7 protein-coding genes and 1 pseudogene are annotated in these 6,198 nt (G+C 70.9%); 4 read left to right on the top strand and 4 right to left on the bottom strand.

The window, feature by feature from the left end:
* Window positions 1–494 (bottom strand): aquaporin (locus D1J51_RS14555; RefSeq protein WP_240423316.1); only part of this gene is annotated, 494 nt, incomplete at its 3' end.
* Window positions 495–531: 37 nt separating this feature from the next.
* Between D1J51_RS14555 and D1J51_RS14550 the strand changes: the two genes are divergently transcribed.
* Window positions 532–1,209: an arsenate reductase/protein-tyrosine-phosphatase family protein gene (locus D1J51_RS14550; RefSeq protein ID WP_100345591.1), complete on the top strand. Its 678-nt coding sequence runs from the start codon at window positions 532–534 to the stop codon at window positions 1,207–1,209.
* 5 nt (window positions 1,210–1,214) lie between these two features.
* Window positions 1,215–1,874, top strand: a complete 660-nt coding sequence (locus D1J51_RS14545) for an arsenate reductase ArsC (protein ID WP_205547920.1) — start codon at window positions 1,215–1,217, stop codon at window positions 1,872–1,874.
* Here D1J51_RS14545 and D1J51_RS14540 read toward each other — a convergent pair.
* Window positions 1,871–3,198, bottom strand: a pseudogene (locus D1J51_RS14540) (NAD(P)-binding domain-containing protein). The gene D1J51_RS14545 and the pseudogene D1J51_RS14540 overlap by 4 nt on opposite strands.
* Window positions 3,199–3,273: 75 nt before the next feature.
* On the opposite strand from D1J51_RS14540, the gene D1J51_RS14535 reads away from it, so the two are divergent.
* Window positions 3,274–3,633: an ArsR/SmtB family transcription factor gene (locus tag D1J51_RS14535; protein ID WP_100345588.1), complete on the top strand. Its 360-nt coding sequence runs from the start codon at window positions 3,274–3,276 to the stop codon at window positions 3,631–3,633.
* On the top strand, window positions 3,630–4,139 hold the full coding sequence (locus D1J51_RS14530) for a GNAT family N-acetyltransferase (RefSeq protein ID WP_100345587.1): 510 nt from the start codon (window positions 3,630–3,632) through the stop codon (window positions 4,137–4,139). Before D1J51_RS14535 ends, D1J51_RS14530 begins: the two co-directional genes overlap by 4 nt.
* A 2-nt stretch (window positions 4,140–4,141) precedes the next feature.
* Here D1J51_RS14530 and D1J51_RS14525 read toward each other — a convergent pair whose 3' ends face one another.
* Complete coding sequence (locus tag D1J51_RS14525; RefSeq protein ID WP_240423315.1) at window positions 4,142–5,872, bottom strand: hypothetical protein; 1,731 nt, start codon at window positions 5,870–5,872, stop codon at window positions 4,142–4,144.
* Window positions 5,869–6,195 carry a helix-turn-helix domain-containing protein gene (locus tag D1J51_RS14520; protein ID WP_119076375.1) on the bottom strand — a complete coding sequence of 109 codons (327 nt, stop codon included), beginning with the start codon at window positions 6,193–6,195 and terminating at the stop codon, window positions 5,869–5,871. The genes D1J51_RS14525 and D1J51_RS14520 overlap by 4 nt, the downstream gene beginning before the upstream one ends.
* Window positions 6,196–6,198: the final 3 nt, after the last annotated feature.

Raw genomic sequence — 6,198 nt, 5'->3', positions numbered from 1 at the left:
GCGGGGGCGACCAGGGCGCTGCGGCCGGTGCGGGCCAAGGCGAAGATCAGCAGCACCAACCCGGCGGTGGCGACGACTTCGCCGAGCAGGTGGCCCGCCGAGAGGCGATCGGTCGTGGACACCGCCGTCGGCGCCTGGAACATGAGGTTCGCGAGGATCGCGCCGCCGATGCCGCCGGTGACCTGCGCGACGAGGTAGACCACGATCTCGGAGGGAGCGTGGCGGGTGCCGAGGAAGCGGTCGGCGAGGGTGACGACGGGGTTGAGGTGCGCGCCGCTGACGGGTTGGAAGATCAGGATGAGCACCGTCAGCCCGAGCGCCGTCGCCAGCGAGTTCTCCAGCAGCTGCAGCCCGACGTCGTCTGGCGAGAGACGCTGGGCGGCGATGCCGGAGCCGACCACGACGGTCACCAGCAGGCCGGCGCCGAGGAACTCGGCGACCGCGCGCCGCCACAACGGGGCGGGGGCGGATGTCGTGCTCTTTTCGTGGGTCACCTTGACGACGATACATTGCTCAGTCACTATTGAGGTAATGAACATTGAGCGAACTGACCTGGCGGGGCGGGTGGCGCGATATGCGGCGCTGGCCGATCCGGTGCGGCTGCGGATCATGGACCTGCTCACCCTCGGCGATGCCGCCCCGGTCGAGCTGCAAGCCGAGCTCGGCGTCTCCTCCAGCCTGCTCGCGCACCACCTGAACCAGCTCGAGCACGCCGGGCTGTTGCTGCGGACGCGGTCGGAGGCCGACCGGCGCCGCACCTACCTCCACCTCGCCCCCGGCGCCTTCACGGGGCTGACCCCGTCGCCGGCCCTCGGCGTGCGGCGGGTGGTGTTCGTCTGCACCGGCAACTCCGCACGCTCGCAGCTCGCCGCCGCGCTCTGGCACGACGCCAGCGACATCCCGGTCGCCTCCGCCGGCACGCACCCGGCAGACGCCATCGAGCCGGGCGCGATCGCCGCCGCCGACCGGCACGGCCTCACTCTCCGTGCCGCCCGACCGCGGACGCTGGCCGAGGTGCTGGACGTCGACGACTTCGTGGTCACGGTCTGCGACACCGCCCACGAGGAACTCGCCGGCGAGGGCCGGGTGCATTGGTCGGTGCCCGACCCGGTGCGCGACGGATCGGATGCCGCATTCGATGCCGCCTTCGAGGACATCGCCGCCCGTATCCAGAGCCTTGCCCCGAGGCTGACCACGACGAAGGGATGACGACGATGTCACCGCACCAGGAACCGCACGCCACGATCACGATCGACCAGGAGGCAGCCCTCGCCTCCGGCGCGGAGCGGCTGACCCGGGAGTTCGACGGCACATTCGGGCGGGAGACGATCGACCGTTTCCTGCACGCCTCCTACACCGACCTCGCCCAGCGTGCGACCGTGCCGAACTACCTGCCGCTGCTGACCGAGAAGTTCGCCAGGCAACGCCTGCGCGCCCTCGCCAAAGTCGACGGGCTCCACGTCGACGGAAAGCCGACGGTGCTGTTCCTGTGCGTGCACAACGCCGGCCGCTCGCAGATGGCCCTCGGCTTCTTCCAGCACCACGCCGGCGAGCACGCCGTCGGCTGGTCCGGCGGCTCCGAACCCGGCCACGAGGTCAGCCCGGTCGCCGTCGAGGTGATGGCCGAGCGCGGCATCGACATCGCCGGCGAGTACCCCAAGCCCTGGACCGACGAGGTCGTGCGCGCCGCAGACGTGGTGATCACGATGGGCTGCGGCGACGCCTGCCCGGTGTTCCCCGGCAAACGCTACGAGGAATGGACCCTGCCCGACCCCGCCGGATGGACCCCGGAGGGCGTCCGGCCGGTGCGCGACGAGATCGAGGCTCGCGTCCTGAACCTGCTCGCCGAGCTCGGCGTCCCCGCGAGAACCTAGACCGCAGTACCCGCGGGGGCACGTCCGAGCTGGATCACCTGCGGCGCTGCGGGTGCGCAGCAGGCGCCGCCCTTGGCTCCGGTCGGGTCGTCGAACAGTCCCGCGCCGCCGCACACGCCCGTGCCCGGCAGCACCAGCTCGCTCCGGGCCGCAGCCTCGTGGTCACCGGCGAGCTCGGCGACGACGCTGCGAACCTGCTCGTACCCAGTGAGGGCGAGGAAGGTCGGGGCGCGGCCGTAGGACTTGGCCCCCACGATGAAGAGGCCCGGCTCGGGCTGGGCCAGGTCCACAGCGCCGGTGGCGCGCACCGAACCACAAGAGTGGATGTTCGGGTCGATGTCCGCCGCGATCCGCACCGGCGCCTGCAACCGGGCATCCAGCTCCAGCCGCACCTCGGACAGGATCGACAGATCCGGCCGGAACCCGGTCAGCACCACCACCCGATCCGCGGGCTCGAGCACGCGCCCGTCCTCGGCAACCAGCACCGCACCCTGATCGGCGGTGTCGATCCGCTCGATACGGAACCCGGTCACCAGGCTCACGAGGCCCTGGTCGACCGCGGTGCGAGCGCGCTGGCCGAGTGCGCCACGCTCGGGAAGCTCGTCCGCCTCCCCGCCGCCGAACGTGTCGCCGACCGTCCCGCGGCGCAGCACCCAGGTGATCCGAGGGTCCGGGTGCTGGCGGGCGATGCGGGCCAGCTCGGTGATCGCCGTCGCCGCGGAGTGCCCATTGCCGACCACCACCGTGTGCCGCCCCGCATACGGCTCGGCGTCGGCGAACGACGGAATCCGATACGTGAGGAATCCGGCCGCGGCGGTCTCGCCGAGCGCAGGCAGCCCGTCGGCACCGGCAGGATTCGGGCTCGTCCAGGTGCCCGAGGCGTCGACACCGCCTGCGCCTCGATCCGCGACTGCGAGCCGTCGGCCTCCTCGACGTGAATCACGAACGGCTGCTCGGCGCGCCCGGCATCCACCAGCAGGTCACGTCCCTTGCGACCGACGCCGGTGACCCTTGCGCCGTAGCGGACGCGATCCCCAAGAACCTGCGCGAGGGGCGCGAGGTATCCGGTGATCCAGGCGCCGCCGGTCGGATACCCCCGCTCGGGTCGCTGCCACCCGGAAGGCTCGAGCAGCCGAGCCGCGGCGGAGTCGACGAGCTCGGGCCACTCCGAGAACAGCCGCACATGCCCCCACTCCGCCACCGCCGCCGCGGGACCCGCGCCCCTCTCCAGCACCAGCGGTTCCAGGCCGCGCTCCCGCAGATGCGCTGCGGCGGCCAGCCCCTGCGGTCCCGCGCCGATCACCACGACAGGAAGATCCACCACCCACTCCTCACATCGACTAACATCAATACATCGAGAATCCTCGATACATCGACAGATGTCAATACGACTGGGAGGATGAGCACCGTGACCATCGCGCTCCCGCTCCTCACCGAAGACGGCACCGCGTGCTGCGGCACTGTGGCCGGTGGCGCGCTCGAATCGGAGCAGGCCGAACGGATCGCCCGCGTGTTCAAGGCTCTCGGCGACCCCACCCGGGTCAAGCTCCTGTCCCTGATCGGCGGCAGCGACACCGGGGAGATGTGCATCTGCGACCTCACCGACCCCGTCGGCCTTGCCCAGCCCACCGTCTCGCACCACATGAAGCAGCTCGTCGAAGCCGGCCTTGCCACCCGCGAGCAGCGCGGCAAGTGGGCCTACTTCCGCGTCGTCGACGGCGCCCTCCAGAACGCAGCCCGCACCCTCCTGCCCGAATGATCCGCGTCGGCATCCGTCCGATGACGCCCGCGGACTGGCCTGCCGTCGAGCACATCTACCGTGAAGGCATCGCCACCGGGCACGCCACGTTCGAGGCAGAGCCACCCGACTGGGATGGCTTCGACAGCGGCAAGCTCCCCGATCTGCGCCTCGTCGCCACAGACACCGACGGCCTCGTCGTGGGGTGGGCGGCCGCCAGCCCCGTGTCATCGCGGCCGGTGTACCGCGGCGTGGTCGAGCACTCGATCTACATCGCCGATGCCGCCCGTGAGCAAGGCGCCGGAGCCGCCCTCCTGGAAGCGTTCATCGCTGCCGCGGACACGGCCGGCATCTGGACCATCCAGTCGTCGATCTTCCCCGAGAACACCGCGAGTCTGCGCCTGCACGACCGCCACGGGTTCCGCACGGTGGGCACCCGCGAACGTATCGCGCTTATGGGTTACGGCCCGTTGGCTGGCACTTGGCGCGACACTGTGCTGATCGAGCGCCGTCGATCAGGCGACTGAGGTCAGTCCGGCCGGTGGCCGCTGAGGTCGGGGTCGAGGACGCCGAGGTAGCGGGCGACCGACTCGATGCCGATCCCGAACAGGTCGCTGATGCGGCGGACGTCGCCGCCGCTGGCCTGGACTTCGTGCAGGACGCGGTCGGTGCGCAGCGTCTGCGCGGAGATGCCGGCCTTGAGCCAGGGGAACTGCCGGCTCGGGGCGCTGAGCCGTGGCGCGGTCTGCATCGTGACGAACAGGTGCGGGTTCATCGTGCGCGGCCATCTCGTTGCTCGGTGGTCGAGCCAGGTCCGCAGCCGGGCTCGCACCGGCTCGGCCAGCGGGATCACGCGCCCGTCAGGCAGGGTGAGCCGGCCGTCGATGATGTCGGTGAGCTGCAGCGCACGAATCTGGAGGTTGGTCAGGCCGTGGAAGGCGACGATCGAGGTGGCGAGGGCGACCGCTGGATCTGAGTGGTTCAGGGCGGCGAGGATCGTCTCGGTGTCGGCCGGCAGCGGTGTGCTGCGGCGCGGCTCGGTCAGGGGCATGCCGGTCGTCGGGTCGGCGAAGATCGCATTGCGTCCCTTGAGGATGCCGAACAGGGCACGGAATCCGCGCTCGGCCCAGTGCCGCTTACCTGCGTCGGCGGGCAGGGAGTCGAGCAGCAGCTCGGGGCTGATCTCGGCGAGCGACTCGATGCCGTCTTCGGCCCAGGCGGTGACGATCGGGGCGATGCCGAGGATCTGAATCTTCACCGTGGCCGGGTCGCGGGGCTTCCGCCGCGGTGGGATAGGACTGCCGTGGATCATGATGTCGAACCAGAGCTCGAGCTGGGTCCGCATCGCCGGCGGGAGGCCGGCGAACTTGCCGTCGAAGTAGCGGTCGATGTGCGGGGTGCGGTCGTCGATGAGCAGGCCGGCGGCGTCGAGGACATCGAGGGTGGAGACGATGTTGCCCTCGGCGTCATAGCGGCGCAGCCGGATCACTTCGGTGGCGCGGACCATCGTCGTGCCGTCGGGGGCGAGGATCTGGAGCATCTTCAAGGAGCGACGGACCTGATTGGTCTGCCGGTTCGACCAGCCGAACTGCCGGGCGTGCTCGAACACGATCCCGTCGGTGCGGTAGCTCCAGTCCCGGGCCTGCGCGGTCGCCCGCTGCCGGAGCACCTCGGGGTCCGGTGCGAGCTCGAACAGCGCCGGCTGCTCCCAGACGCTCGCTTCGGCATCGAGCACGATCCGCGACGCCCGCGTGGACTGCGCGGGCAGGGGCAGCTTGCGGCGGGCGGGCATGTTGGCGAAGAACAGCTGGAGCCCGTGCCGGGTGCCTTCGTCGAGGTCGATGTCGCGGCCGGGCTGCTGGATACGCCGCGCGGATTCGATGCAGAGCCGGCAGGCACCACGTTCGCCGATCGGGAGGCGACGATGGCAGAAGCGGCAGTCGCCGACCGGGTTGTGACTCGCCCACCAGGCGCAATGCCGGCACCGCCACTGGTGCCCCCGATAGACGCCCCAGGCGTAGCAGTCCTTGCACTGACCGATGTAGTGCGGGCTGCCGGGGTGGCACCGCTCGCACAGGCCCTGACTGAAGTAGTCCGGCGAGCCGCACCGCTCGCACGACGGAGCGGGGAACGGGCCGCCGGGGAGGCAGCCGTAGCAGTAGTCGACGCTCGGCCAGTGCCAGGCCGCGCGGTTCACGCCGCAGGTGAAACAGAACTTCGGCGGCCGGAACCGGGAGGTCACTCCCGGTTTGGTGCTCACAGCGGCGGCTCGGGCCGCTTGCCGTTGTAGCGGGGCTTGACGATCGACGGCGAGCCGTTCGCCGCCTGCTCCTCGACGGTCTTCGCCGGTCGACGCGCTGCCGCGCCGTCGAGGTCCGCGGTCAACAGGTCGCCGGGCGTGCAGTCCAGCACGAGGCAGATCACGTCGAGGTCGTCCAGCCGCAGCGTGGTCGGGGTGCCGGTCCACAGGCCCGACATCTTCCCGACGCTCATCTCCAGGCCGGCGTCCGCGAGCAGCCGCCGCAGCTCCGAAGACTTCCAGATGCCGCGCTCGGCGGCGGCCATGCGCAGGTTCCATTTCATGGG

This window comes from Leucobacter sp. wl10 (genome assembly GCF_003569785.1).
Lineage (GTDB): Bacteria > Actinomycetota > Actinomycetes > Actinomycetales > Microbacteriaceae > Leucobacter.
The sequence above is the reverse complement of the archived record's forward strand: the minus strand, read 5'-3'. Positions and strand labels throughout refer to the sequence as shown.

Excerpts from the sequence above, each read along its gene's own strand:
- D1J51_RS14550 (WP_100345591.1), top strand. The coding sequence starts at position 532 with ATGAACATTGAGCGAACTGACCTGGCGGGGCGGGTGGCGCGATATGCG.
- D1J51_RS14545 (WP_205547920.1), top strand. The coding sequence starts at position 1,215 with ATGTCACCGCACCAGGAACCGCACGCCACGATCACGATCGACCAGGAG.
- D1J51_RS14535 (WP_100345588.1), top strand. The coding sequence starts at position 3,274 with ATGAGCACCGTGACCATCGCGCTCCCGCTCCTCACCGAAGACGGCACC.
- D1J51_RS14530 (WP_100345587.1), top strand. The coding sequence starts at position 3,630 with ATGATCCGCGTCGGCATCCGTCCGATGACGCCCGCGGACTGGCCTGCC.
- D1J51_RS14520 (WP_119076375.1), bottom strand. The coding sequence starts at position 6,195 with ATGAAATGGAACCTGCGCATGGCCGCCGCCGAGCGCGGCATCTGGAAG.